The organism is Serratia sp. NA_13 (genome assembly GCF_052691735.1).
This window is the reverse complement of the sequence record NZ_JBQZFV010000013.1, coordinates 38,410-61,612: the sequence shown is the minus strand read 5'-3', so window position 1 is coordinate 61,612 and position 23,203 is coordinate 38,410. Positions and strand designations below refer to the sequence as shown.

The following is a 23,203-nucleotide window of genomic DNA, read 5'->3' as shown; positions in this document are numbered from 1 at the left end:
GAAAGCAAAGGGGGAAGCCCGTTAGGACTTCCCCCTGAAAATTTAACTGTTTCTCAGTCTGTTATTTAGCTTCCAGCCCTGGCGTAGTGCCAATGGCGATCCGCTGCGGCTGCAGGGCTTCCGGCACTTGACGAACCAGATCGATATGCAGCAGGCCATTTTCAAACTGGGCCTCGGAAACCTGCAAATGCTCAGCCAGCGTGAAGGTCAGTGTGAACTCTTTGCACACCAGTCCCTGATGCAGATATTCCACCTGTTTTTCCGACGGTGTCGGCTTACCGCGCACGGTCAGGCGTGGGCCTTCGACTTCGATATCCAGTTCGCTTTGTTTGAAGCCGGCCAGCGCCAGAGAAATGCGGTAGTGGTTATCGTCGCTTTTCTCGATGTTGTATGGCGGGAACCCTTGCGGCTCCTGGCCGCCCATTGAACTGGCCAATTTGTCAAAGCCGATCCACTGACGCAGTAGTGGGGATAAGTCGTAATTACGCATAGTATAAACTCCTTCTATGAAGCGAGACTTTACCCGTCGCCTTTCAAGCTACAGTGTTGTTACCTGCACTCGGCTATGTGGCCCATCCATGAGCCACACCCCTTCGGGGCCGCTGCGAGCAGCGTTCAAATCTGCTCCCGGCAGATTTGTCATCCCAGTCACTTACTAAAGTAAGCTCCGTGGGCTAAATGAGCTGGTCGCCTAACTGTAACTTGAAATTCATAGGGTAAATTAAGCTGTGCCCCCTGACGGCAGGCAAGTTAACTAACATTCATCGCACCGGCGGTTCATTCCGCCGATGAAATAAGAATTATTTAATTTCTATCCGGCGCGGTTTTAATGTTTCCGGCACGATACGTTCCATATCGATATACAACAGGCCGTTTTCCAACTTGGCACCTTTAATTTGGATATGTTCGGCCAACTGGAATTTACGTTCAAAGTTTCGCTCAGCAATACCTTGATATAAATAGGTTCTTTCCGCAGGTTCATGATTATGAGCACCACGTACAATCAACAGGTTATCCTGAGTCGTGATCTCGAGTTCTTGCTCGGCAAACCCTGCCACCGCGATGGCGATGCGGTAATGATTTTCATCCACCAGCTCAACGTTATAAGGGGGGTAGCCGCCATTACCCTGGCTCTGGCCTGCCTCCAACGCATTAAACAAACGGTCAAAACCAATAGCAGAACGGTAGAGTGGAGAAAGATCGAAATTACGCATAAAACAGCCTCCTAAGGCACTTCAGCGAGGTTTAATAATTAGGCCTTCCATCATGGACAGGCTAAATAATCAGAATTCCCTTACGGCGAATTCTTAATTTGCTTCTGATAAGAAAATGGGGGTGGCTTTCACCATTTCAAGCGACGATGATAAAAAAAATGATAATCAGTGCAGCGAAAGTTTTTTTATCCCTTACAATAAACTGAGACGGCCGCCACAGAGCGGGCGCTTGCTCCTTTTAAAACATCCACAAGATGTTAGAGATCAGCAGATTTTGGAGAACAGCACCCTGCAGGATGGAATAATGAAAACGATAAGAGTCATAGCAACCAGTTGCATGCTGTTAGCAACCAACGGCTGCTCCAGCGTAATGAGTCACACCGGCCCGAATCAGGGCTACTATCCGGGTACCCGTGCCAGCATGGACGTGCTGAGGGACGACAATACCAGTTGGGCGATGATCCCACTGGTGACGCTGGATCTGTCATTCTCGGCGGTGATGGACACGGTGTTACTACCTTACGACTATATGCGTTCCGGCAGTGACGGCACCGCAGACTCGCCGAGAGCACGCATCTTGCGAGGCGAAGAGCAGAATCTGGTCGCCAGCGGTGACCCTGCCCATGCCGCCACTGCAGCCCCACATTAAGCGACTCTGATGCGGGCTGTTCGCCCGCCGTTGCTCACACCTCGGCCACAAAAATCTGGCTGAATCCACCGACCTCTCGCATAAACGCCACCTTGCTACCGTCAGGTGAGAACACAATAGCGTCCCCCGAAGGCGGTAACGCCGTTCGCCGCGTCAGGCGCTGCATCCGTCCGCTGGCTACCTCACATAACATCAGGCTGTTATCACACACCAGCGCGATACGACCGCCCTGCGGATGCCAACTGAACGCCGATTGAATACCCTGTTCACCATGAGTGACCTGACGCGGGTCTCCGCCGTTGGGTGAGACCACCCACAGCTGTACCACACCCGCGTCATCCTTCATCAGGCAGGCAATCATACTGCCGTCGGGTGAGCTGCGCAGCCAGTGGCGGGGAGTGGTCGCCACACCGGGGAAACGTCGCTGGCCGGTAAAGGTCAGCCGACGTTGGCATACCCCCAGCGGGGGGGCAGGTAAATGAGTGGCGGTGCCTTGCAACGGCCGGGCACCGGCTTTGGCGTAATCGGCATCATCCTGCGGCAGATCAACGATAAACACCTCAGGCAGCTTTTCACCGCTGCTGGAAATGGTATCGCCGATAAACGCCAGCGCCCAGCGCTGTTGCCGCCCATCAGGCCGGGTATAACCGCCCAGGCCAACCCAGCCCTCTTCGTAGGCGCGATTAATTTGGTCACTGCCCGGCTGCGGGTGTGGCGTGGTCTCGCTGACTAACACGCAGTAATGGCTGCCGTCATATTCACGCGGATGCTGCTTGGGAGGATTCACGCCCTGTAATGGCACGGCTACCCCCACGTTGCGCAGATCCAGCGCCGGGTCCAGTTCATGCATCACATGGTCATTATAAGTAAAGCTCAGGCGGCTGCCGTCCGGACTAAACACATGCACGTGAGTGCCGCCACGCAGTGCACCGGGGGTATAGGGCGCGGTGATATCCATCGCATCGAGGGTAATGGCAAGTTCGCGATCCGGTTCGCTGACAATTACCCCACGGCGATGGTGAAAATCGTAATGCCAAACGCTATCAGGGTGCTCGGGGCCGTGAATAAAAGCATATCGGGCCGGCGCGTCCGGGCTGACAGTCACCACGCCCACGTGAGCACCGTGCTGGGCACGGTAAACCACTTCTACCACGCCGCTGTCGACGTTCACCCGTTCAATGCTCAGGCCGGTGAAAGAAGCGCCGCTCGGGCGTACGTCGTAAGCCAGCCACTGGCTGTCCGGCGTCCAGACGTTAATATTGGTTAGCTGATGCCCACGTGGATCAAAAGTCAGCTGTTTTTCCCGATGGCTCATGGCGGCTCCCCTGCTCATGCTGGCACTGAGCCGCCATCTTACCGGATCAGCCGACGCGTTTCACATCACCCACCAACAGCAGATACGACAACCCGCCGAGTAACGCCACAACGGCGATATAAATCAGTGAGGGTGCAAAACCATAATCCTGCGCTAAGCGCCAAATCGGCATTCATCGGCATTCATCGGCAACGCGACAATGGAAATATTAGATCTGTCTATTATGCAAGAAGATAAAGCAGCTTAATAAATGGAATAATACGCCGGTTCATTTTTTTGATTGTCGTGGAGTCGATACTGGTATCCATGATTCATCCCCCTGAGAAATATATTCATTTCTGCACAATCTGCTCCCGAAAAATCATGCAGCAGTGGTGTTTTCATCGGGTTAACCGACCTGGTTCGCTATTGAGTATTAAAATCTAGCTAATGGATTATTTAATAGGTCGTTGATCATTGTAGACACGAAATCGGATCTTGTAATACAAGATGGATAACAAAAAAACATCAGCCAGAAGAACATCACGATTTACATTTTGGAAAATTAATTCTAAATTGGATTTTTAAATCCAAATGAAAGATCACCATGCTGAGTCGTTACCAAGCCATCGCCGATGCCATTACGCTGTTGTTTGCCCCTTACGCCGAAGTGGCACTTCATGATCTCGCCAGCCAGAAGCTGGTTTACATCAGCAATAACCGCTCGCAACGTGAGCTGGGCGAAGACTCCAACCTGAGCGAGTTACAGGGCGATCAAGGCTTGCAGGTGATCGGCCCCTATCTGAAGCGCAATTGGGATGGCAGCCAACTGCGTTCTATCAGTGCGGTATTGCGCGACGATAACGGTGCCCCCATTGGCCTGTTGTGCATCAATCTTGATATCACCGTGCTGGAAAGCGCCAAAGCCGCGCTGGAAGTCTTCCTGGGTGGCAATGCCCTGCAACCACAGCCGGACGTGCTGTTCCAGGATGACTGGCAGGAACGCATCAACACCTTCATTCACCAATGGTTGCAACAACGTCAACAAACGCTCGGTACCCTTAACGGTGCGGGCAAGCGGGCAATGGTGGAGGCGCTCTATCACCAGGGGGCTTTCAAAGGAAAAAACGCCGCCGGCTATGTCGCCAAGATCCTTGGTATCGGCCGTGCTACCGTTTACAACTATTTGAAAAATATAAAGGAGTCTGTATGAGTCAGCTATTTGACGCGATTGTTTCCGCCCATCAGCATTTGCGCCCGCAGGTTCGCGTGACCCCGCTGGAACACAGCGTATTGCTGTCACAGCAGTTGGGTTGCGAGCTATATCTGAAATGCGACCATCTGCAGCATACTGGCTCTTTCAAATTTCGTGGTGCCAGCAACAAACTGCGGTTGCTGAATGAGCAACAGCGCAGCCATGGAGTGATCGCCGCCTCGACCGGGAACCACGGCCAGGCCGTCGCGCTGGCAGGCAAACTGATGGGTGTCAGCGTGACGGTGTATGCCCCGGAAACGGCGGCAGCGATCAAACTCGAGACCATCCGTGCGCTGGGTGGCAAAGTGGAACTGATACCGGGCGACGCACTGAATGCTGAGCAGGCGGGAGAAAAGGCAGCCACTGAGCAAGGCAAAGTCTATATCTCACCCTATAACGACCCACAGGTGATTGCCGGTCAGGGCACCTGCGGCATGGAGTTGGTAGAGCAGCAAGCAGATTTGGATGCGGTGTTTGTTGCCGTGGGTGGCGGTGGTTATATTTCAGGAATTGGTACCGTTTTGCAGCAATTGTCGCCGAAAACCCAACTGATTGCCTGCTGGCCGGAAAATGCCACCAGCATGTATAGCGCACTGCAGGCGGGCCATATCTATCCGGTGGAAGAACAGGACACGCTGTCAGATGGAACCGCTGGCGGCGTTGAGCCTGGAGCGATCACCTTCCCACTGTGTCAGCAGGTGATTAACCGCAAAGTATTGGTCAGTGAAGCGGAAATCAAACAGGCCATGCGCCAGATTGCCACCAGCGATCGCTGGATTATTGAAGGTGCTGCCGGAGTGGCCTTGGCCGCTGCCATCAAACTGGCACCGGAATTCCAGGGCAAAAAAGTGGCGGTGGTACTGTGCGGGAAAAACATTGTGCTGGAGAAATACCTCAAGGCAATCGCCGATGAAAATCATTAATAAACGGCAGATCCTTGAAGCTTTCGATGCAGATGCCGTCACATTGTTACTAAAACAGGGATTTATTGCCTATTCCCAACAGCAGGTGCAGTACCCACATCACCGCCGTCGTCGCTGACGCCCAGGGCAAGCAGGAGCTGGCGGCCGATCTGACCGGGCTGGCGATTCAGGACGTACAGATTGTGAAGGGTATTTTGGCTTGGATATAGAATGTTTTTAGGGCGCGACTGCGCCCCTGTAAATCGAATCACTGTCAGGCATTCAGCACAAACTTCTCGATCGCGCGGGCTACACCGTCTTCAGTATTGGTGCTGGTAACAAACTGCGCTACCGCTTTCAGTTCCGGGATAGCGTTACCCATCGCTACGCCAACGCCGGCGTATTCGATCATCGCCGTGTCATTGGCCTGATCGCCCAACGCCATCACATTTTCCTGCGCAATACCGAGGTGTTCTGCCAGCATTCTGACTCCGGCACCTTTATCGACGTTTTTGTGCAGAATTTCCAGGTAATAAGGCGCGCTTTTCATGATGGTGTAACGCTCCCGAGTCTCAGGAGGAATGCGCGCAATAGCGCGATCCAAAAGTTCCGGCTCGTCTATCATCATCACTTTCGGGAAACGAATCTGACGATCCATTTCTTCCACGCTGCGGTACTTCAGCGGAATACCGGTCATCTCCGACTCATGCACGGTGTATTTGCCGATATCCTTGTTCGGGGTGTACAAAGTGTCAAAATCAAATGCCTGGTAATGGACGCCCAGTTCGCGGGCCATCTGCTCGAAATAGAGATAATCCTCAAAACCCAGCGTTTCCTGCAGGGTACAGGCACCGTCTGCCGCCTGTAAAACCAGTGCGCCGTTATAGGTAATACAGAAATCACCGGGCCCCTGAATATCCAACTGTCGCAGATAGTCCTGCACGCCGACATAGGGCCGCCCGGTTGCCAGCACCACATGCACCCCTTTGCGGCGCGCCTCGGTAATGGCCTGCTTCACCGCAGGCGTTATCTGGTGCTGCGGATTAAGCAACGTGCCATCCATATCAATCGCGATCAGTTCAATAGCCATTCGAGCTTCTCCCAGTGGTTTTTCCCATGCTAACGCGTTTCAGCCCACGCTGTCAGCGCCAAAAAGGCGTAAAAAAATCCGCGCAAGTCACCCGGCGCGGATTTTCATGGCCATCAATGCGTTAGATATCGATATTTGCCGCTTTCAGGGCATTTTCTTCGATAAAGGCCCGGCGAGGCTCAACTGCATCACCCATCAGGGTGGTAAACAGTTGGTCAGCAGCAATGGCGTCCTTCACGGTCACGCGCAGCATGCGACGACTTTCCGGATCCATGGTGGTTTCCCACAGCTGCTCTGGGTTCATTTCACCCAGACCTTTATAACGCTGTACTGCCAGCCCACGGCGTGACTCTTTCACCAGCCACTCCAATGCCTGCTCGAAGCTTTCAATCGGCTGACGACGCTCACCACGTTCGATGAAGGCATCTTCTTCGATCAGGCCGCGCAGTTTCTCACCCAGCACGCAGATTTTGCGGTATTCGCCGCCGTGGATGAAATCGAAGTCCAGCGCGTAGTCGGTATCCACACCGTGGGTACGGATGCGCAGTACCGGCTCAAACATCTGGCGCTCACGGTTCTCAAAGAGAACCGAGTCATAGCTGCTGCCGTGCTGTTCTTTGTCGTTCAGCAATTTCACCAGTGAATCAATCCAGGTCTTAACCTTGGTCTGATCGCTCAGATCGCCCTCTGCCAAAGTTGGCTGGTAGATCAGGTTGTTCAGCAGTGCACGCGGGTAGCGGCGCTCCATACGACCGATCAGCTTCTGCACACTGTAGTGCTCCGCAACCAGTTTTTCCAATGGCTCACCGGCAAGTGCTGGGGCGGCTCCGTTGGTGTGCAGGGTTGCGCCGTCCATCGCGATGGCGATTTGGTACTGATCCATCGCTTCGTCATCTTTGATGTACTGTTCCTGCTTGCCTTTTTTCACCTTGTACAGCGGCGGCTGAGCAATGAAAACGTGGCCGCGCTCGATGATTTCCGGCATCTGACGGTAGAAGAAGGTCAACAGCAGCGTACGGATGTGCGAGCCATCGACGTCGGCATCGGTCATGATGATGATGTTGTGGTAACGCAGTTTGTCCGGGTTGTACTCATCGCGGCCAATGCCGCAGCCCAGCGCGGTGATCAGCGTCGCCACTTCCTGCGAAGACAGCATCTTGTCGAAGCGTGCTTTCTCAACGTTAAGGATTTTACCTTTCAACGGCAAGATTGCCTGGTTCTTACGGTTACGCCCCTGCTTGGCAGAGCCGCCCGCTGAGTCCCCTTCCACCAGGTACAGTTCGGACAGCGCCGGATCGCGTTCCTGGCAATCCGCCAGTTTGCCCGGCAGGCCAGCCAAATCCAATGCGCCTTTACGACGGGTCATTTCACGCGCTTTACGCGCCGCTTCACGGGCACGAGCCGCATCGATGATTTTACCGACGACAATTTTCGCATCGCCCGGGTTTTCCATCAGATAATCGACCAGCTTTTCGTTCATCAGTGTCTCAACCGCGGTTTTTACCTCGGAAGAAACCAGCTTGTCTTTGGTCTGAGAAGAGAACTTGGGATCCGGAACTTTCACCGAAACCACGGCAATCAAACCTTCGCGCGCATCGTCACCGGTGGCACTGATTTTGGCTTTTTTGCTGTAGCCTTCTTTATCCATGTAGCTGTTCAGGGTACGGGTCATCGCGGTACGGAAACCGACCAGATGGGTACCCCCATCACGCTGTGGGATGTTGTTGGTGAAGCAGTAGATATTTTCCTGGAAACCGTCGTTCCACTGCAGCGCCACTTCTACACCGATATCGTCTTTCACGGTTGAGAAATAGAACACGTTTGGATGAATCGGGGTTTTGTTTTTGTTCAGGTACTCAACAAACGCCTTGATACCGCCTTCGTAGTGGAAGTGGTCTTCTTTGTCCGTGCGTTTGTCTTTCAGGCGGATAGACACGCCAGAGTTCAGGAATGAGAGTTCGCGCAGGCGCTTGGCCAGAATGTCGTACTCAAATTCGGTATTGTTGGTGAAGGTTTCATAGCTCGGCCAGAAACGCACCGTGGTACCGGTCTGATCGGTTTCACCGACCACTTTCAGCGGCGCCTGTGGTTCGCCCATGGCGTAGGTTTGTTCGTGCACCTTGCCTTCACGACGGATAACCAGTTCCAGCTTCTCGGACAGGGCGTTAACGACAGAAACGCCCACGCCGTGCAGACCGCCGGAAACCTTGTAGGAGTTGTCATCAAATTTGCCGCCGGCATGCAGCACGGTCATGATCACCTGCGCCGCAGAAACCCCTTCCTCTTCGTGAATACCGGTCGGGATACCACGACCGTCATCCTGTACCGAAACGGAGTTGTCGGCATGGATGGTCACCTGGATGTCACTACAGTGGCCAGCGAGTGCTTCGTCGATAGCGTTGTCCACAACCTCGAATACCATGTGGTGCAGACCGGTGCCATCATCGGTGTCGCCGATATACATGCCCGGGCGCTTACGCACCGCGTCCAGCCCTTTTAATACCTTGATACTTGAGGAGTCATAAGAATTCGACATCAACGTTTCTCGCTCATTTTAGTCCTGTGGTTGAACCTCTATTTTACCTTGTTCCACGCGGAACATCTTGCCCTTTTCACCGGCCATATCGGTCACTTGTTCAGCACTTACGGCACTGACAAAGACCTGGGCCTGGGTGGCTTTCAGGCGATCGGCCAGCAACCGGCGACGGCCGGTGTCCAGCTCGGAGGCAAAATCATCAATCAGATACAGGCAACGCCGCCCGCTCTGCCGGGTGAGAAACTCACCCTGCGCTAAGCGCAACGCGCACATCAGCAACTTCAACTGACCGCGCGATAACAAATCCTCTACCGGCGTGCCGTCGGCACGAATGCGAAAGTCCGCTTTATGCGGCCCCACCGCGGTATAGGTTAACGCTCTGTCACGCTCAAACTGGCGCTCCAGCAGCTCTCCGTAGTCGCTCTCTTTGTCCCAGCCACGCTGGAAAGAGAAACTCAGGGCAAATTCGGGCAAAAACTGCGCGCACGTCGCGGTAATATCCGCGGCAATCGCGTCGCTGTATGCTGCCCGCCACTCGCTGATACGCTCGGCCAACGGGATCAATTCCTGATCCCAGGCGCGGATCTGCGCATAGCGACTGACCTGGCGCAGCGCGGCATTGCGCTGCTTCAGTAACCGTTTCAGGTTGCTCCAGGCGGTGAAAAAACCGGGTTCGTTATGAAAACAGCCCCAGTCCAGGAAGGCACGCCGGAATTTCGGCCCACCGTTTAGCAGGGTAAAACCTTCGGGGGTAATCAGTTGCATCGGCAATAGCTGCGCCAGTTCAGCCACTTTGTGGCCGTCGCTGCCATCGATACGCACCTTGCTGTCCCCCTGACGGCTCTTGCTTAATCCTACGGATATTTCACGCTCTGCACCGTCAATACGGCCGTGCAAAATAAACTCAGGCTTGTCGTGGCGGATCACCCGCCCAGCCTGCAGGCTGCGAAACGCCCGCCCGTGCCCAAGGGTATACACCGCCTCAAGCACGCTGGTCTTTCCGCTGCCATTGGCACCCACCAGGAAGTTGAATCCCGGCGCCAGAGCCAAATCCGCCGCTTCAATATTGCGGAAATCTTTAATCAGTAAACGCGTTAATGCCATGCCAATTCCATCACCGGGAAATTACGCTCAATGTGAGGGCGTTATCGGCGCTGGCAGTTTACGTGCGGACAGCGCACAGCAACCGGAGCGTACACAGAGTACGTGAGGATTGCGAGCACTGCCCAAGCGTAAAATGGCAAGCAAGATAGCCCGGATATCGATCACAACCGCATTGGCATGACGACATAGGCCGCAGACTTACTGGCACCGTCTTCGATCTGCACGCTGGAAACCGAGTCGGTCAGCAGCAGGCGCACATCTTCACACTTGAGCGCGTTCAATACGTCCAGCACGTAGCTGACGTTGAAACCAATTTCCATCTCGGTGCCGTCGTAGCTGACATCGAGGATCTCTTCCGCCTCTTCCTGTTCAGGGTTGTTGGCGGTGATCTTGAGTTGGTTTTGACTGACATACAGGCGCACGCCACGGAACTTCTCGTTCGACAAAATGGCCGCACGAGCAAACGCCTGCTTGAGCAGATCGCAACCGGCTTCCAGCGTTTTGTCCGGGTTCTTCGGCAATACGCGACGATAGTCAGGGAAACGGCCATCAACCAGCTTGGAGGTGAAGATAAAGTCACCGACGTGGGCGCGAATGTTGTTACTGCCGATCTGCAGCTGCAGCAGCGTATCGCCACCGTCCAGCAGACGCACCAGCTCCATCACCCCTTTACGCGGCACGATCACCGAATGCGATGGCAATTGCTGACCGATCGGCATTGAGCACACCGCCAGGCGGTGACCATCAGTCGCCACGGTACGCAGTTCTTCACCTTCGGTTTCGAACAACATGCCGTTTAAGTAGTAGCGCACGTCCTGATGAGCCATCGAGAACTGCGTGGCTTCGATCAGGCGCTTCAGGGTCGCCTGCGGCAGAGAAAATTCAACTTCACTCTGCCAGTCGTCCAGGTTCGGGAAATCCACCGCCGGCAACGTAGAAAGAGAGAAGCGACTGCGGCCGGAACGCACCAGCATACGCTCGCCTTCCAGCGTCACAGTGATCTCAGCCCCTTCGGGCAAGCCACGGCAGATATCAAATAATTTACGCGCGGGGACGGTAGTCGCGCCCACCTCATGAGGTTGGGACAGGGCAACGCGTGCCACCATCTCCATCTCCAGATCGGTGCCAGTCAACAGCAGGCTGCCTTCCGTCACCTGCAACAGCAGGTTACCCAGAATTGGCAGCGTTGGGCGGCCGCCCAGCGGGCTGCTCACCTGTTGCAGTGGTTTTAGCAGATGCTCACGTTCAACGATAAATTTCATAGCGCTAGGAAGATAATGTTCTGATTAAATTGGAGAAATCTTCTTTGATGTCGTGACTTTCCTCACGCAACTGCTCGATCTTCCGGCAGGCGTGCAACACCGTGGTATGGTCGCGGCCACCAAACGCATCGCCGATTTCTGGCAGGCTGTGGTTGGTGAGCTCTTTTGCCAGCGCCATCGCCATTTGGCGGGGACGGGCAACGGAACGCGAGCGCCGCTTGGACAACAAATCAGCGATTTTAATTTTATAGTATTCTGCCACCGTCTTTTGAATATTATCGATGGTGACCAGCTTTTCCTGCAGTGCCAGCAGATCGCGCAGCGCTTCACGCACGAAATCAATGGTAATGGCACGGCCGGTAAAGTTTGCGTTGGCGATCACGCGGTTCAACGCCCCTTCGAGCTCACGCACGTTGGAACGCAGGCGCTTGGCGATAAAGAACGCCACTTCACCTGGCAGACGGATATTATTCTCGTCGGCCTTTTTCATCAGGATCGCTACGCGGGTTTCCAGCTCCGGCGGTTCGATCGCAACCGTCAGTCCCCAACCGAAGCGGGATTTCAGACGATCTTCCACGCCGTTAATCTCTTTCGGATAACGGTCTGAGGTCAGGATAATCTGCTGATTGCCTTCCAACAGGGCGTTAAAGGTATGGAAGAACTCTTCCTGCGAACGCTCTTTGTTGGCAAAAAATTGGATGTCATCGATCAGCAGCGCATCGACCGAACGGTAATAACGCTTAAATTCTTCAATGGCATTGTTCTGCAAGGCTTTGACCATGTCCTGCACAAAGCGTTCAGAGTGCATATAGACCACTTTGGCGTTGGCCTTGCGTGCCATGATGCCGTTACCCACCGCGTGCAACAGGTGAGTTTTACCCAGACCGGTGCCGCCATAAAGGAACAGCGGGTTATAGGCACCACCCGGGTTATCGGCCACCTGACGGGCCGCCGCGCGCGCCAACTGGTTGGATTTACCCTCAACAAAGTTATCAAAGGTGTGCTTTGGATTAACGTTGGAGCGGTAAGAAAGTTCAGGTTGCGGCGCTGCGTTGTCCCAGCTTGGGCGGGAAGGCGCGGCAACACGCACTATGGGCGCGCTGGGTGCACTGACGCTGGCAGCGACGGTCTGGCTGATGATTTGGGAGAGAGGTTTACTGCCCACTTCAAAACGCAACAATGGGGCATCCGTACCGCAGAAATCATTCAACAGGCCATTGATATTGTTTAAGTACTTATCGCGAACCCAATCCAGCACAAAACGATTGGGCGCATAAAGCGCCAGGGTGTTGTCACTCAGTTCCGCCTGCAATGGGCGTATCCACATACTAAATTCTGTGGCAGGTAACTCATCCTGCAATCGGGCAAGACACTGCTGCCAAAGCGAAAGTGACACGGCGGACTCCACTCGAACAAGATCAATAAAAGAAAAGAATCAGGCTAATTTTTTATAACTCATGATTTTTGACACATACCCGGCATCGGCTGTTTGCCTGTGGGGGATGCGAACCGCCTTTCACGGTTTATGTCCCTCACGATCCCCGCTTGAGAGATCGCGATCGGAATGACGGATCATAGCGCAATCCGCGCAAGAGATCCTCCTCTTCATCACAGATTAGATCCATTTTATCCACAGGCCCCGGCCTGCGGCGATCTTTTCGCCAGCCTCGCTCAATTGCAGGCAAAAACCCGTCTGCGGAAAGGTATTTTTTACATTGTCAACCGGTTATACCCTGTTATCCACGCCGGATCCTTGGCTTTACCCCCAAGGATCGCATCGGGATCCTTGCGATTTACCCCCGAGTCCGTATAATCTTCGCCCTACGTGTGTACCTGGTTCCTTAATGGTGTGTCATTAACCGGACAGGATTCTGCGGTGACCACGGGCCAATACCGGATTTTACTCCAAATTGGCAGACAACCAGGTAGGCTAGCGCAATGTGAATTGACTCAGGACTGTACAATTATTACAATCCCGCCTCTTTATATATTGCGATTGAGGCGTCGGTGGTCTTCACGCCGAATAGCCAAACGCGTTTACTGATCAGTAATTATTTTAAGTTTAGGTAGAAATCGCCATGAAACGCACTTTCCAACCGTCCGTATTGAAGCGTAACCGTAGCCACGGCTTCCGTGCTCGTATGGCCACCAAAAATGGTCGTCAAGTTCTGGCCCGCCGTCGTGCGAAAGGCCGTGCTCGTCTGACTGTTTCTAAGTAATAAAAGCTAACCCGCTGAGTGGTTAAGCTCGCTTTTCCCAGGGAGTTACGTTTGTTAACTCCCACTCACTTCACTTTCGTCTTCCAGCAGCCACAACGGGCTGGCACGCCGCAAATCACCATCCTCGGCCGCCTGAACCAGCTGGGGCATCCCCGCATCGGTCTTACCGTCGCCAAAAAACACGTCAAACGCGCGCATGAACGCAACCGGATCAAACGCCTAACCCGCGAAAGCTTCCGTTTACTTCAGCACGAATTACCGGCGATGGATTTTGTCGTGGTGGCCAAAAAAGGGATAGCGGATTTGGATAACCGTGCACTGACGGAAGCTTTGGAAAAATTATGGCGTCGCCACTGTCGCCAGGCTCCCGCATCCTGATCGGGCTGGTGCGGGCTTACCAGCTCGTCATCAGTCCGCTGCTTGGGCCTCGTTGTCGCTTCCAGCCGACATGCTCTCATTACGCAATTGAGGCATTAAGCAGGTTTGGCATGATAAAAGGCAGTTGGTTAGCATTGAAACGCGTATTAAAATGCCACCCCTTGAACCCAGGTGGCGATGATCCCGTGCCGCCGAAACCCGACGATAACAGAGAACACTAACGATGGATTCGCAACGCAATCTTCTCCTCATCGCTCTGCTGTTCGTGTCTTTCATGATCTGGCAAGCCTGGCAAACGGACAACGCTCCGCAACCAGTCGCGCAGACCACGCAACAGACTTCGAACCCTGCTACCGGTGATGCCGCAAGCTCAGCAGTTCCAGCCAGTGGCCAAGGTAAACTGATTACCGTAAACACTGACGTGCTGTCGCTGACCATCAACACCCGTGGTGGTGATATCGAGCAGGCTAAACTGTTGGCCTACCCGGACACTCTGGGTTCATCGACGCCATTCCAGCTGCTGGAAACCACACCGGCATTTGTTTATCAGGCGCAAAGCGGCCTGACCGGCAGAAACGGTCCGGATAACCCGGCAAACGGCGAACGTCCTCTGTTCCAGGCGGCGCAGGACAGCTACACCCTGCCGGAAGGCCAGGAAGAGTTGCGCATCCCACTGACCTTTACCGGTAAAGACGGCGCAATCTACACCAAGACTTTCGTGCTCAAGCGTAATCATTACGCGGTTGCCGTTGACTACAACATCGACAACAAAAGCACCACTCCGCTGGAACTGACCCTGTTCGGCCAACTGAAGCAGACCACTGAGCTGCCTAAGCACCGTGATACCGGCAGCAACAACTTTGCCCTGCACACCTTCCGTGGCGCGGCGTACTCTTCCAGCGAAGACAAATATCAGAAGTATGCGTTCGATAAGGACGAGAACCTGAGCGTGACCACCCAGGGCGGTTGGGTTGCAATGCTGCAACAATACTTCGCCACCGCGTGGGTGCCGGCAACTCAGGGTAGCAATACCTTCTATACCGCCAAGCCAGGCGACAACCTGTCTACCATCGGCTTCAAATCTACTCCGGTAGTGGTGCAGCCTGGTGCGCAGCAGCAACTGAACGCCACCCTGTGGGTTGGCCCGGAGCTGCAGGATCAGATGGCCCAACTGGCGCCGCACCTGGACCTGACCGTGGATTACGGTTGGTTGTGGTTCATCTCCCAGCCGCTGTTCAAACTGCTGAAGTTCATCCACGGCTTTATCGGTAACTGGGGCTTCTCAATTATCATCATCACCTTCATCGTGCGCGGCATCATGTACCCGCTGACTAAAGCGCAGTACACCTCGATGGCGAAAATGCGCATGCTGCAGCCAAAACTGCAGGCGATGCGTGAGCGTATCGGTGATGACAAACAGCGCATGAGCCAGGAAATGATGGCGCTGTACAAGTCTGAGAAAGTGAATCCGTTGGGGGGTTGTCTGCCGCTGGTTATCCAGATGCCAATCTTCCTGGCGCTGTACTACATGTTGATGGGCTCAGTTGAGCTTCGCCATGCGCCGTTCGCTCTGTGGATCCACGACCTGTCGGCGCAAGACCCGTACTACATCTTGCCAATCCTGATGGGCGTGACGATGTTCTTCATTCAGAAGATGTCGCCGACCACCGTGACTGATCCGATGCAGCAGAAAATCATGACCTTCATGCCGGTGATCTTCACAGTGTTCTTCCTGTGGTTCCCGTCCGGTCTGGTGCTGTACTACATCGTCAGTAACCTGGTGACCATCCTCCAGCAGCAGTTGATTTACCGCGGCCTGGAAAAACGTGGTTTACACAGCCGCGACAAGAAAAAGACCTAAGCGTATTGTAAGGGTTCGGCGCGCTGAACCCTTGCTGCGATAGAATAGGAGGCGGTCATTAGACCGCCTTTTTGCATATTGAATTGTCAGAGAAGAGAATCACTATGAGCACCACCGATACCATCGTAGCCCAAGCCACCCCGCCGGGACGCGGCGGCGTCGGCATTCTGCGTATTTCCGGCCGTGGCGCCAAAGACGTCGCCCAGGCTTTGCTCGGTAAGCTACCCAAGCCACGTTACGCCGATTACCTGCCATTCCGAGATGCCGCAGGTGCCACCCTGGATCAGGGCATCGCACTGTGGTTCCCGGGCCCTAATTCGTTTACCGGCGAAGACGTGCTGGAGCTGCAAGGCCATGGCGGGCCGGTGATCCTCGATCTGCTGCTCAAACGCGTGTTGGCGCTGCCAGGCATGCGTATCGCGCGGCCCGGCGAGTTTTCCGAACGCGCATTCCTCAACGACAAGCTGGATTTGGCACAGGCCGAGGCGATTGCCGACCTGATCGATGCCAGTTCCGAGCAGGCGGCGCGCTCAGCCATGAACTCGCTGCAGGGGGCTTTTTCCACCCGCATCCACCAACTTGTGGAAGCACTTACTCACCTGCGAATCTACGTAGAAGCGGCCATCGACTTCCCCGATGAGGAAATCGACTTCCTGTCTGACGGTAAAATCGAAGCGCAGCTCAACGGCGTTATGGCCTTTCTTGCCAGCGTCCGCGCCGAAGCGCGCCAGGGCAGCCTGCTGCGTGAAGGGATGAAGGTGGTGATCGCCGGGCGGCCAAACGCCGGTAAATCCAGCCTGCTGAACGCATTGGCCGGCCGCGAAGCGGCGATTGTTACCGATATCGCCGGTACCACCCGCGACGTCTTGCGCGAACATATTCACATCGACGGCATGCCACTGCACATCATCGACACCGCCGGCCTGCGTGAAGCTATCGACGAAGTTGAACGCATTGGTATCGAACGTGCATGGAATGAGATCGAACAGGCGGATCGCGTACTGTTTATGGTCGACGGCACCACCACCGCAGCCACCGAACCGGCTGAGATTTGGCCAGAGTTTATGGCCCGCCTGCCAAATCGTCTACCGATCACCGTGGTGCGCAACAAAGCCGACATCACTGGTGAAACACTGGGCATGACAGAAGTGAATGGTCACTCACTTATTCGCCTTTCGGCACGTACTGGTGAAGGCATCGATCTGCTGCGTGACCACCTGAAGCAAAGCATGGGCTTCACCAGCAATATGGAAGGCGGCTTCCTGGCACGCCGTCGCCACCTGCAGGCGCTTGAGCAAGCGGCTCAGCATCTGGTTGAGGGCAAAGAACAGTTAGTGAGCGCTTACGCGGGGGAGCTGTTGGCCGAAGAATTACGCCTGGCGCAGCAAGCGCTGAGTGAAATCACCGGCGAATTTACCTCTGACGACCTGCTGGGACGCATTTTCTCCAGCTTCTGTATCGGTAAGTAAACCATCATCCCTCTAAGGAAAGAGCATACATGGCATTAACTCTCAGGGTGTTACTGGAAAACCGCCGCGCCACCGGCATGGATAAATCGCTGCTGGTGAAGGCCGGGCTCAGCCTGTTGATTGAGGATGAAACGGACTCGGTTTTGTTCGATACCGGCCCCGATGGCAGTTTTCTGCATAACGCAGAGCTGATGGGCGTCGATCTTTCCGGGTTAACCGCTACGGTGCTGTCGCATGGCCATTATGACCACTGCGGCGGCGTCCCCTGGCTACCCGATAACAGCCGCATCATTTGCCATCCGCAAATCGCCGATGAGCGCTATTCGGCGGTGAAACTGCTTGGCCATAGTCAGAAAATCAAAAAGTTATCGCTGGATATCGATTACTCCCGCCATCGTATGGAGTACAGCCGTAAGCCGCTGCATATCAGCGAACGCTTTATGTGGTCAGGGGAGATCGCGGTGGCCAAGCCGAAAGCCTATGGCGTGATAGGAGGTAAAACTGAGGCTGTAGATTACGTTATCGACGAGGGAGTGCTGATTTATAAGTCCGATCGTGGGTTGGTGATAATTACCGGCTGTGGACATCGTGGGATCATTAACATCGTGCGTCACTGTCAAAAGATAACCGGGGTCAATAAGATCCATGCGTTGATCGGTGGTTTCCATCTGCGCTGCGCCTCACCGCGCCTGATATGGCAGGTCAGGCAATTTCTGAATCAGCAAAAACCCGATAAGCTCATGGGCTGCCATTGTACTGGCACATGGGGGAAGCTGTGGTTACCGGAGGGGGTAGCGCCGGCGACGGGCGATACCTTGGTTCTGGGATAAACGCCAACAAGCACATTCGTTTTCACCGCCATACCGCAGAACAAGGTCCGCTATCTCCCCTACCTTGTCAAAACTCACCTAAGCTTATCTCAGCGATTTTTATCGGGAGAGATAAGAAAAAATGAACTAACCACTGGATTTACTGGGTGTCGGCCTTGGCCCTTTCAACCTCAGTCTGGCCGCCCTGGCCTATGAAAGTGGCATACTCAATTATACCTTTCTCGATCGAAACGCCAGCTTCCGTTGGCATCGCAACCCGGATCTGACCGGTAAGCGGGTAACCGTTGTCGGGGGAGGCCAAAGTGGTGCAGATATTTTCCTGAACGCACTACGCGGCAATTGGGGAGAAGCCGCACAGCTGGACTGGATTTCTCGTCGGCCGAATTTCCAGCCGTTGGACGAGTCCGCCTTCACCAATGAAGACTTCACTCCGGAGGAGGACTCAGCCTGATGGCCTGGCGCTCGGCCCGCATCCTCAATCACCTGCTCGGCAAACCCCATTTTGATTTGACGCCGAACGCATCGATGATCCAATGGTGGAGTGATGCATCTCCGGACAATGATATTGCTTAGTCAGATAAATAGGATAAAACGCATACTGTTTTTTAATGATAAATCCTCGACTTATGCTTAATCTAACTCCCTAGCGTTTTCAGCGCCCCCTCTGTCACGGAGTGAATAATGGCATGTCATTTTGCCCGATGGATCCCCACATCCCCCGCACTGGATACCCGGAGATTATCCGCCGAGGTCGTTGCTGCAACCGCTGCTTTTTCCGTTAAACGCCGCCAGCGCTTCCTACAGGGGCGCATCCTGCTCGCAGAGCTGATGTTTTATCTTTATGGCTTTTCGACATTGCCGGCTCTCGCCACCACCCCCACCGGACGCCCCTGTTTCGTCGATAATCACCTGCCCGATTTCAGCCTGGCCTATGCCAGCGATACGGTGGGGGTTTTACTCAGCCAGGAAGGCAAGGTAGGTCTGGATATCGAAGTGATGCGTGCCCGTGCTGGGCAACATAGGGAGCTGCAACACCAATACCAAACGCCGGCAGAAAACGCCTGGATCAACGCGCAGTACGACCGGCTGGAGGCGGAAACCCAACTGTGGAGCATTCGCCAGAGCGTGCTGAAGCTTTCCGGCCTGGGTAACAGCGGGCAATCGACGCTGCTGCTGCACCCTTTTTCCGGTCATTTGCGCTCCAGCATCACTCCTCAGGTTCATGTGATGAGCGATGCCGACGAATACCTGAGTTGGGCTTGCGCACGTGAACCCAGCCTGGAGCGCTTAATCTGCTGGCAATACGAAGCGGGTAAAGGCCTGCATAGGCACGGCGAAATCTCCCCGCGAGCCCCTGCGCTCTCCACCCGCTTTGTAAAACTAACCAGCCTGGCGCTCCAACGCTAACATCCGCGTTTTATGGCTAATCTGTAAGATAAAACTTTCTTTAACGAATAAATTTCTGCATAAAAATGCAAATTCAGCCAATTATTCAGTAATCATCTATTATCACCGCTCTCTTTGCCTTAGTATCTCAAGGTGTTCCAGGCTGAATCTGTTCATTCGAAAGGGAGAATCACCATGTCAGACCAAGCATTAAAAATCGTCACCCTGCTCGGCAGTTTGCGCAAAGGCTCTTACAACGCCATGGTAGCCCGCGCCTTGCCCGGTCTTGCGCCACAGGGTGTCACCATCGAAGCACTTCCCTCTATCCGTGATATTCCGCTGTACGATGCCGATGTACAACAAGAAGAGGGTTTCCCCGCCTCGGTGGAAGCCATTGCCGAGCAAATCCGCCAGGCCGACGGCGTGATCATCGTGACCCCGGAATATAACTATTCGGTACCTGGCGGGTTAAAAAATGCCATCGATTGGCTGTCCCGCCTGCCGAATCAGCCGTTAGCCGGTAAACCGGTGGCGATCCAGACCAGTTCCATGGGGCCGATTGGCGGCGCGCGCTGCCAATATCATCTGCGCCAGATCCTGGTGTTCCTCGATGCGATGGTGATGAACAAGCCGGAGTTTATGGGCGGCGTGATCCAGAACAAAGTGGACGCGCAGGCTGAGGAACTGATCGATCAGGGAACCTTAGACTTCCTGACCGGACAACTGTCCACCTTCAGCGACTATATTCGTCGTCTGAAATAAATGTCTTTTTTGACGCCTTCATTAAAAATCGAATGAAGGCGTCATTTCAATCAGAGAGTCACTGCCAACCCATTAAAAATAAAGTCATTAAATTATGTATTTTTTCATTTTAGCCATCTTACTGGCTTTCACCACCAGACCACTATTAGCCACAGAAATGCGTTATCCCGCCGGAGAAGAGCCGATCGAGCTACCGGTACATAGCCCACTAAGCACCCAACTGCCACGCACCACCCAGAGCCAGGAAGATAAAAAGATCGCAGCCATGTCGTTGTATCTGACGCTGATGCGTGAAGACGGCCGTAACATATGGGCGCCTTATCAACTGGCGGCTTCCTCAGCGGAAAAGGGCCAGACCGAACTGGCAGAGCGCTATCTGCAACTGAGCGCCGATCGCGGGTTATGGTATTACTACAATCTGCTGGAGGATGACGCCTTCAACAACATCCAACACGGCAGTACCTACCAGTCGATTCTGGCGGTAACCAAAGCCCGTTACCTGCAACATGCTCATTGGTTCGAAGGCAAAGCCAGCTATGCCATTCCGAACGGCACACCGCCGCCCGGAGGCTGGCCAACGGTGGTGTACCTGCACGCCTATGGCAAAAGCGCCGGTATCACACCGGAAGAACGCCTGTTTTTTAGTGAGATCGGCGTCGCCTATATAGAGCTCAACGGCACCCAGATGCTGTCGGAAAACAGCTTCCGCTGGTCAAATTACAGTGACGAAAGCACCCAGAGCGCGATTCAGCGAACCCTGCTGTCATCCACCGAAGAATTAAAGCTCAATCCGCAGAAAATCTACCTTGCCGCCCGCGGACAGGGGGCGCTGCATGCCGCCAATCTGTTAGCCAAATACCCGCAACTTTATGCCGGCGCACTGCTGATTGCCCCCAATGGCGGGATCAAGCAGGCACGGCAATCGCTGGCGACCCATAAGCGGCTGGTAGTGGCCTACTACGAACGGCAAAACTTCAGCGATCAAGCACTGGCAATGCACTTTGCCAATCTGTTCAGCAAGAATAATCAGGTAGAGGCTTTGCATTTTGCCCAAGGCGAGAGCCCCGATGGCGGCTGGCAGGCACGTTTTAAACGGCCCTTGCAGTGGGTGTTGCATCAGGTGCCCGACGCAACGCCGGGCGCCTGATATGACTACGCGCATTGGCTTGCAGGCTCTGAGAAAGTTGATTATTAGGGAGAGCGTGCCGAAGAGGTCGTAGCAGCTTCAGCTGCCGGAGCGCCCATCGGTGCGCTAGGCCCGAGTATCTCAGGCTAAAAGCAAACCCAGGGCCGACATTTGTCGGCCCTCAGACTGATGACAAACCTCATTCCTGCCCAGAGCGAGTAGAGGCCGATAAATAAAAATCAGGAAAATCAATTTATTGATTTTCGGCTGCTCACCACAAAGCAGGAAAAACCACGCTTTTTCCTGCTTTGTCAGCAACCTAAGGGCCGACATTTGTCGGCCCTATTCGCATTAATGACCGTCTACAAAGACAATCTTCAGCACAAACAGCACCGCAACCACCACCACGCATGGGCTGATTTCACGCCAGCGGCCGGTACCCAACTTCATTACACAGTAAGAAATAAAGCCGAGCGCGATACCTTCGGTAATTGAGAAGCTGAACGGCATCATCACCGCCGTCACAAACGCCGGTACGGCTTCGGTCAGGTCATCCCACGTCACCCGCGCCAGGCTGGATGTCATCAGCACGCCCACGTAGATCAACGCACCGGCAGCGGCATAAGCCGGCACCATGCCCGCCAATGGCGACAGGAAAATCACCAACAGGAACAGAATACCGGTAACCACCGCGGTCAGACCGGTACGGCCGCCGACGGAAACCCCGGCGGAGCTTTCAATGTAGGCGGTTACAGAAGAGGTGCCGACAAACGAACCGGCCACCGAACTGATGCTGTCCACGTACAGCGCTTGCTTCATACGCGGGAACTTGCCCTTATCGTCGGTCAAACCCGCCTTGTCGGTCACGCCAATCAAAGTGCCGGAGGAGTCAAACAGATTCACCAGCATAAAGGAGAAAATCACCCCTGCCAGGCCAATGTTCAGCGCACCCGCCAAATCAACCTGACCCACCACCGAGGTAATGTTCGGAGGCATGGAGAACACGCCGCCGTATTTCACATCGCCCAGCGCCCAGCCGATCAGGGTAGTTACCACGATGGAAACCAACACCGCCGCATGGAAATTACGTGACGACAGTACGGCAATAATAAAGAAGCCCAGCGCGCCCAACAGCACGTTGTGTGAGGTCAGGCTACCTATGGTCACCAGCGTATCCGGGTTAGCCACCACGATGCCGGCATTTTTCAGCCCCATCATGCCGATAAACAGGCCGATACCGCTGGTGATCCCCACCCGCAGGCTCATGGGTATATTGGCAATCATCCAGTAGCGGACGCGGAAAATAGTCAGCAGTAACAAACCGACCGCGCCCCAGAAGATGGCTCCCATGCCGACCTGCCATGAAATACCCATTGCGCCCACCACCACAAAGGCGAAGAACGCATTGAGGCCCATAGCCGGTGCCAGCGCCACCGGCAGATTCGCCAGCAGGCCCATAAAAATACTGCCGAAAGCGGCAATCAGGCAGGTGGTTACGAACACCGCCTGCGTATCCATGCCCGCCGCACCCAGAATTTGGGGGTTAACGAACACGATATACACCATGGTCAAAAAGGTAGTAATACCGGCAATCGTTTCCGTACGCACCGTGGTGCCATGTTGCTTGAGTTTAAACACACGCCCAAGCAAGCCTTGCTCAACGTCAAGGCCAGTGACTTGTTTGTTCATTTTCAGAAATTCCGAAGAAGGGAATGGACCGTCGCCGGCTATCCTATACCCAAAATAATTGGAGTCGCATCACGGCGGCAAGAACGCTCACCCCAGTCACTTACTCAAGTAAGTGACTGGGGTGAGCGTTCGCAGCCAACACAGATGCGGTTTCAAGTATGCCGGGTATATAACAAA

Annotated in this window: 22 protein-coding genes and 4 pseudogenes; 16 read left to right on the top strand and 10 right to left on the bottom strand. The window is 54.3% G+C overall.

The features are described 5' to 3' along the window. Window positions 1-61: 61 nt before the first annotated feature. Both ibpB and ibpA read right to left on the bottom strand, forming a co-directional pair. Complete coding sequence (ibpB, locus tag ACUTSU_RS17255) at window positions 62-490, bottom strand: small heat shock chaperone IbpB (RefSeq protein ID WP_135314580.1); 429 nt, start codon at window positions 488-490, stop codon at window positions 62-64. A gap of 310 nt (window positions 491-800) precedes the next feature. Next, window positions 801-1,214 carry a small heat shock chaperone IbpA gene (gene ibpA / locus ACUTSU_RS17250; RefSeq protein ID WP_445652624.1) on the bottom strand — a complete coding sequence of 138 codons (414 nt, stop codon included), beginning with the start codon at window positions 1,212-1,214 and terminating at the stop codon, window positions 801-803. A gap of 304 nt (window positions 1,215-1,518) precedes the next feature. On the opposite strand from ibpA, the gene ACUTSU_RS17245 reads away from it, so the two are divergent. Beyond that, window positions 1,519-1,863 (top strand): YceK/YidQ family lipoprotein, encoded by a 345-nt coding sequence (locus tag ACUTSU_RS17245; protein WP_445652623.1) that lies wholly within the window; start codon window positions 1,519-1,521, stop codon window positions 1,861-1,863. A gap of 34 nt (window positions 1,864-1,897) precedes the next feature. Here ACUTSU_RS17245 and ACUTSU_RS17240 read toward each other — a convergent pair whose 3' ends face one another. Further along, complete coding sequence (locus ACUTSU_RS17240) at window positions 1,898-3,178, bottom strand: DUF3748 domain-containing protein (RefSeq protein WP_445654437.1); 1,281 nt, start codon at window positions 3,176-3,178, stop codon at window positions 1,898-1,900. Window positions 3,179-3,224: 46 nt separating this feature from the next. Next, a pseudogene (locus tag ACUTSU_RS17235) lies at window positions 3,225-3,335 on the bottom strand (hypothetical protein); the annotation flags it as partial. 429 nt (window positions 3,336-3,764) lie between these two features. On the opposite strand from ACUTSU_RS17235, the gene ACUTSU_RS17230 reads away from it, so the two are divergent. The 3 genes and pseudogenes from ACUTSU_RS17230 to ACUTSU_RS17220 all read left to right on the top strand — a co-directional run. Next, window positions 3,765-4,370 carry a helix-turn-helix transcriptional regulator gene (locus ACUTSU_RS17230; RefSeq protein ID WP_445654436.1) on the top strand — a complete coding sequence of 202 codons (606 nt, stop codon included), beginning with the start codon at window positions 3,765-3,767 and terminating at the stop codon, window positions 4,368-4,370. Then, window positions 4,367-5,335 carry a threonine/serine dehydratase gene (locus ACUTSU_RS17225; RefSeq protein WP_445652621.1) on the top strand — a complete coding sequence of 323 codons (969 nt, stop codon included), beginning with the start codon at window positions 4,367-4,369 and terminating at the stop codon, window positions 5,333-5,335. The genes ACUTSU_RS17230 and ACUTSU_RS17225 overlap by 4 nt, the downstream gene beginning before the upstream one ends. Next, window positions 5,322-5,432: pseudogene (locus ACUTSU_RS17220) on the top strand (ornithine cyclodeaminase family protein); the annotation flags it as partial. The gene ACUTSU_RS17225 and the pseudogene ACUTSU_RS17220, both read left to right, overlap by 14 nt. A 156-nt stretch (window positions 5,433-5,588) precedes the next feature. On the opposite strand, the gene yidA reads toward ACUTSU_RS17220, so the two are convergent. The 5 genes from yidA to dnaA all read right to left on the bottom strand — a co-directional run bounded on the left by yidA (window position 5,589) and on the right by dnaA (window position 12,702). Further along, on the bottom strand, window positions 5,589-6,404 hold the full coding sequence (gene yidA, locus ACUTSU_RS17215) for a sugar-phosphatase (protein WP_445652620.1): 816 nt from the start codon (window positions 6,402-6,404) through the stop codon (window positions 5,589-5,591). Window positions 6,405-6,525: 121 nt separating this feature from the next. Beyond that, window positions 6,526-8,940 (bottom strand): DNA topoisomerase (ATP-hydrolyzing) subunit B, encoded by a 2,415-nt coding sequence (gene gyrB / locus ACUTSU_RS17210; protein WP_445652619.1) that lies wholly within the window; start codon window positions 8,938-8,940, stop codon window positions 6,526-6,528. Window positions 8,941-8,958: 18 nt separating this feature from the next. Then, window positions 8,959-10,044, bottom strand: coding sequence for a DNA replication/repair protein RecF (recF, locus tag ACUTSU_RS17205; RefSeq protein WP_445652618.1), 1,086 nt, complete (start codon window positions 10,042-10,044; stop codon window positions 8,959-8,961). Between the two features lie 161 nt (window positions 10,045-10,205). Next, on the bottom strand, window positions 10,206-11,306 hold the full coding sequence (gene dnaN / locus ACUTSU_RS17200) for a DNA polymerase III subunit beta (protein WP_445652617.1): 1,101 nt from the start codon (window positions 11,304-11,306) through the stop codon (window positions 10,206-10,208). A 4-nt stretch (window positions 11,307-11,310) separates the two neighbouring features. Then, window positions 11,311-12,702: a chromosomal replication initiator protein DnaA gene (gene dnaA / locus ACUTSU_RS17195; protein WP_445652616.1), complete on the bottom strand. Its 1,392-nt coding sequence runs from the start codon at window positions 12,700-12,702 to the stop codon at window positions 11,311-11,313. 682 nt (window positions 12,703-13,384) lie between these two features. Between dnaA and rpmH the strand changes: the two genes are divergently transcribed. The 12 genes and pseudogenes from rpmH to ACUTSU_RS17135 all read left to right on the top strand — a co-directional run bounded on the left by rpmH (window position 13,385) and on the right by ACUTSU_RS17135 (window position 21,358). Further along, a complete protein-coding gene (rpmH, locus tag ACUTSU_RS17190; protein ID WP_000831330.1) occupies window positions 13,385-13,525 on the top strand; it encodes a 50S ribosomal protein L34 in 141 nt (46 codons plus the stop codon). Between the two features lie 18 nt (window positions 13,526-13,543). Continuing rightward, on the top strand, window positions 13,544-13,903 hold the full coding sequence (gene rnpA / locus ACUTSU_RS17185; RefSeq protein WP_025123954.1) for a ribonuclease P protein component: 360 nt from the start codon (window positions 13,544-13,546) through the stop codon (window positions 13,901-13,903). Beyond that, the gene (yidD, locus tag ACUTSU_RS17180) at window positions 13,867-14,124 is read left to right on the top strand and encodes a membrane protein insertion efficiency factor YidD (protein ID WP_012004505.1); all 258 of its coding nucleotides are present in this window, start codon (window positions 13,867-13,869) and stop codon (window positions 14,122-14,124) included. Before rnpA ends, yidD begins: the two co-directional genes overlap by 37 nt. A 2-nt stretch (window positions 14,125-14,126) precedes the next feature. Further along, a complete protein-coding gene (yidC, locus tag ACUTSU_RS17175; protein WP_445652615.1) occupies window positions 14,127-15,764 on the top strand; it encodes a membrane protein insertase YidC in 1,638 nt (545 codons plus the stop codon). Window positions 15,765-15,868: 104 nt separating this feature from the next. Then, a complete protein-coding gene (gene mnmE / locus ACUTSU_RS17170) occupies window positions 15,869-17,233 on the top strand; it encodes a tRNA uridine-5-carboxymethylaminomethyl(34) synthesis GTPase MnmE (RefSeq protein WP_445654435.1) in 1,365 nt (454 codons plus the stop codon). Between the two features lie 29 nt (window positions 17,234-17,262). Next, entirely contained in the window at window positions 17,263-18,063 is an 801-nt protein-coding gene (locus ACUTSU_RS17165) for an MBL fold metallo-hydrolase (protein WP_445652613.1), read from the top strand. A gap of 133 nt (window positions 18,064-18,196) precedes the next feature. Continuing rightward, a pseudogene (locus ACUTSU_RS17160) lies at window positions 18,197-18,262 on the top strand (SidA/IucD/PvdA family monooxygenase); the annotation flags it as partial. Window positions 18,263-18,313: 51 nt separating this feature from the next. Then, a pseudogene (locus ACUTSU_RS17155) lies at window positions 18,314-18,499 on the top strand (SidA/IucD/PvdA family monooxygenase); the annotation flags it as partial. Between the two features lie 14 nt (window positions 18,500-18,513). After that, the gene (locus tag ACUTSU_RS17150; RefSeq protein WP_445654434.1) at window positions 18,514-18,636 is read left to right on the top strand and encodes a hypothetical protein; all 123 of its coding nucleotides are present in this window, start codon (window positions 18,514-18,516) and stop codon (window positions 18,634-18,636) included. 108 nt (window positions 18,637-18,744) lie between these two features. Further along, complete coding sequence (locus ACUTSU_RS17145) at window positions 18,745-19,470, top strand: 4'-phosphopantetheinyl transferase family protein (protein ID WP_445652611.1); 726 nt, start codon at window positions 18,745-18,747, stop codon at window positions 19,468-19,470. 174 nt (window positions 19,471-19,644) lie between these two features. Further along, window positions 19,645-20,211 (top strand): NADPH-dependent FMN reductase, encoded by a 567-nt coding sequence (locus ACUTSU_RS17140; RefSeq protein ID WP_445652610.1) that lies wholly within the window; start codon window positions 19,645-19,647, stop codon window positions 20,209-20,211. A gap of 94 nt (window positions 20,212-20,305) precedes the next feature. Then, window positions 20,306-21,358: a hypothetical protein gene (locus ACUTSU_RS17135; RefSeq protein ID WP_445652609.1), complete on the top strand. Its 1,053-nt coding sequence runs from the start codon at window positions 20,306-20,308 to the stop codon at window positions 21,356-21,358. A 330-nt stretch (window positions 21,359-21,688) separates the two neighbouring features. On the opposite strand, the gene ACUTSU_RS17130 is transcribed toward ACUTSU_RS17135, so the two are convergent. Beyond that, window positions 21,689-23,026: an NCS2 family permease gene (locus tag ACUTSU_RS17130; RefSeq protein WP_445652608.1), complete on the bottom strand. Its 1,338-nt coding sequence runs from the start codon at window positions 23,024-23,026 to the stop codon at window positions 21,689-21,691. Between the last annotated feature and the right edge of the window lie 177 nt (window positions 23,027-23,203).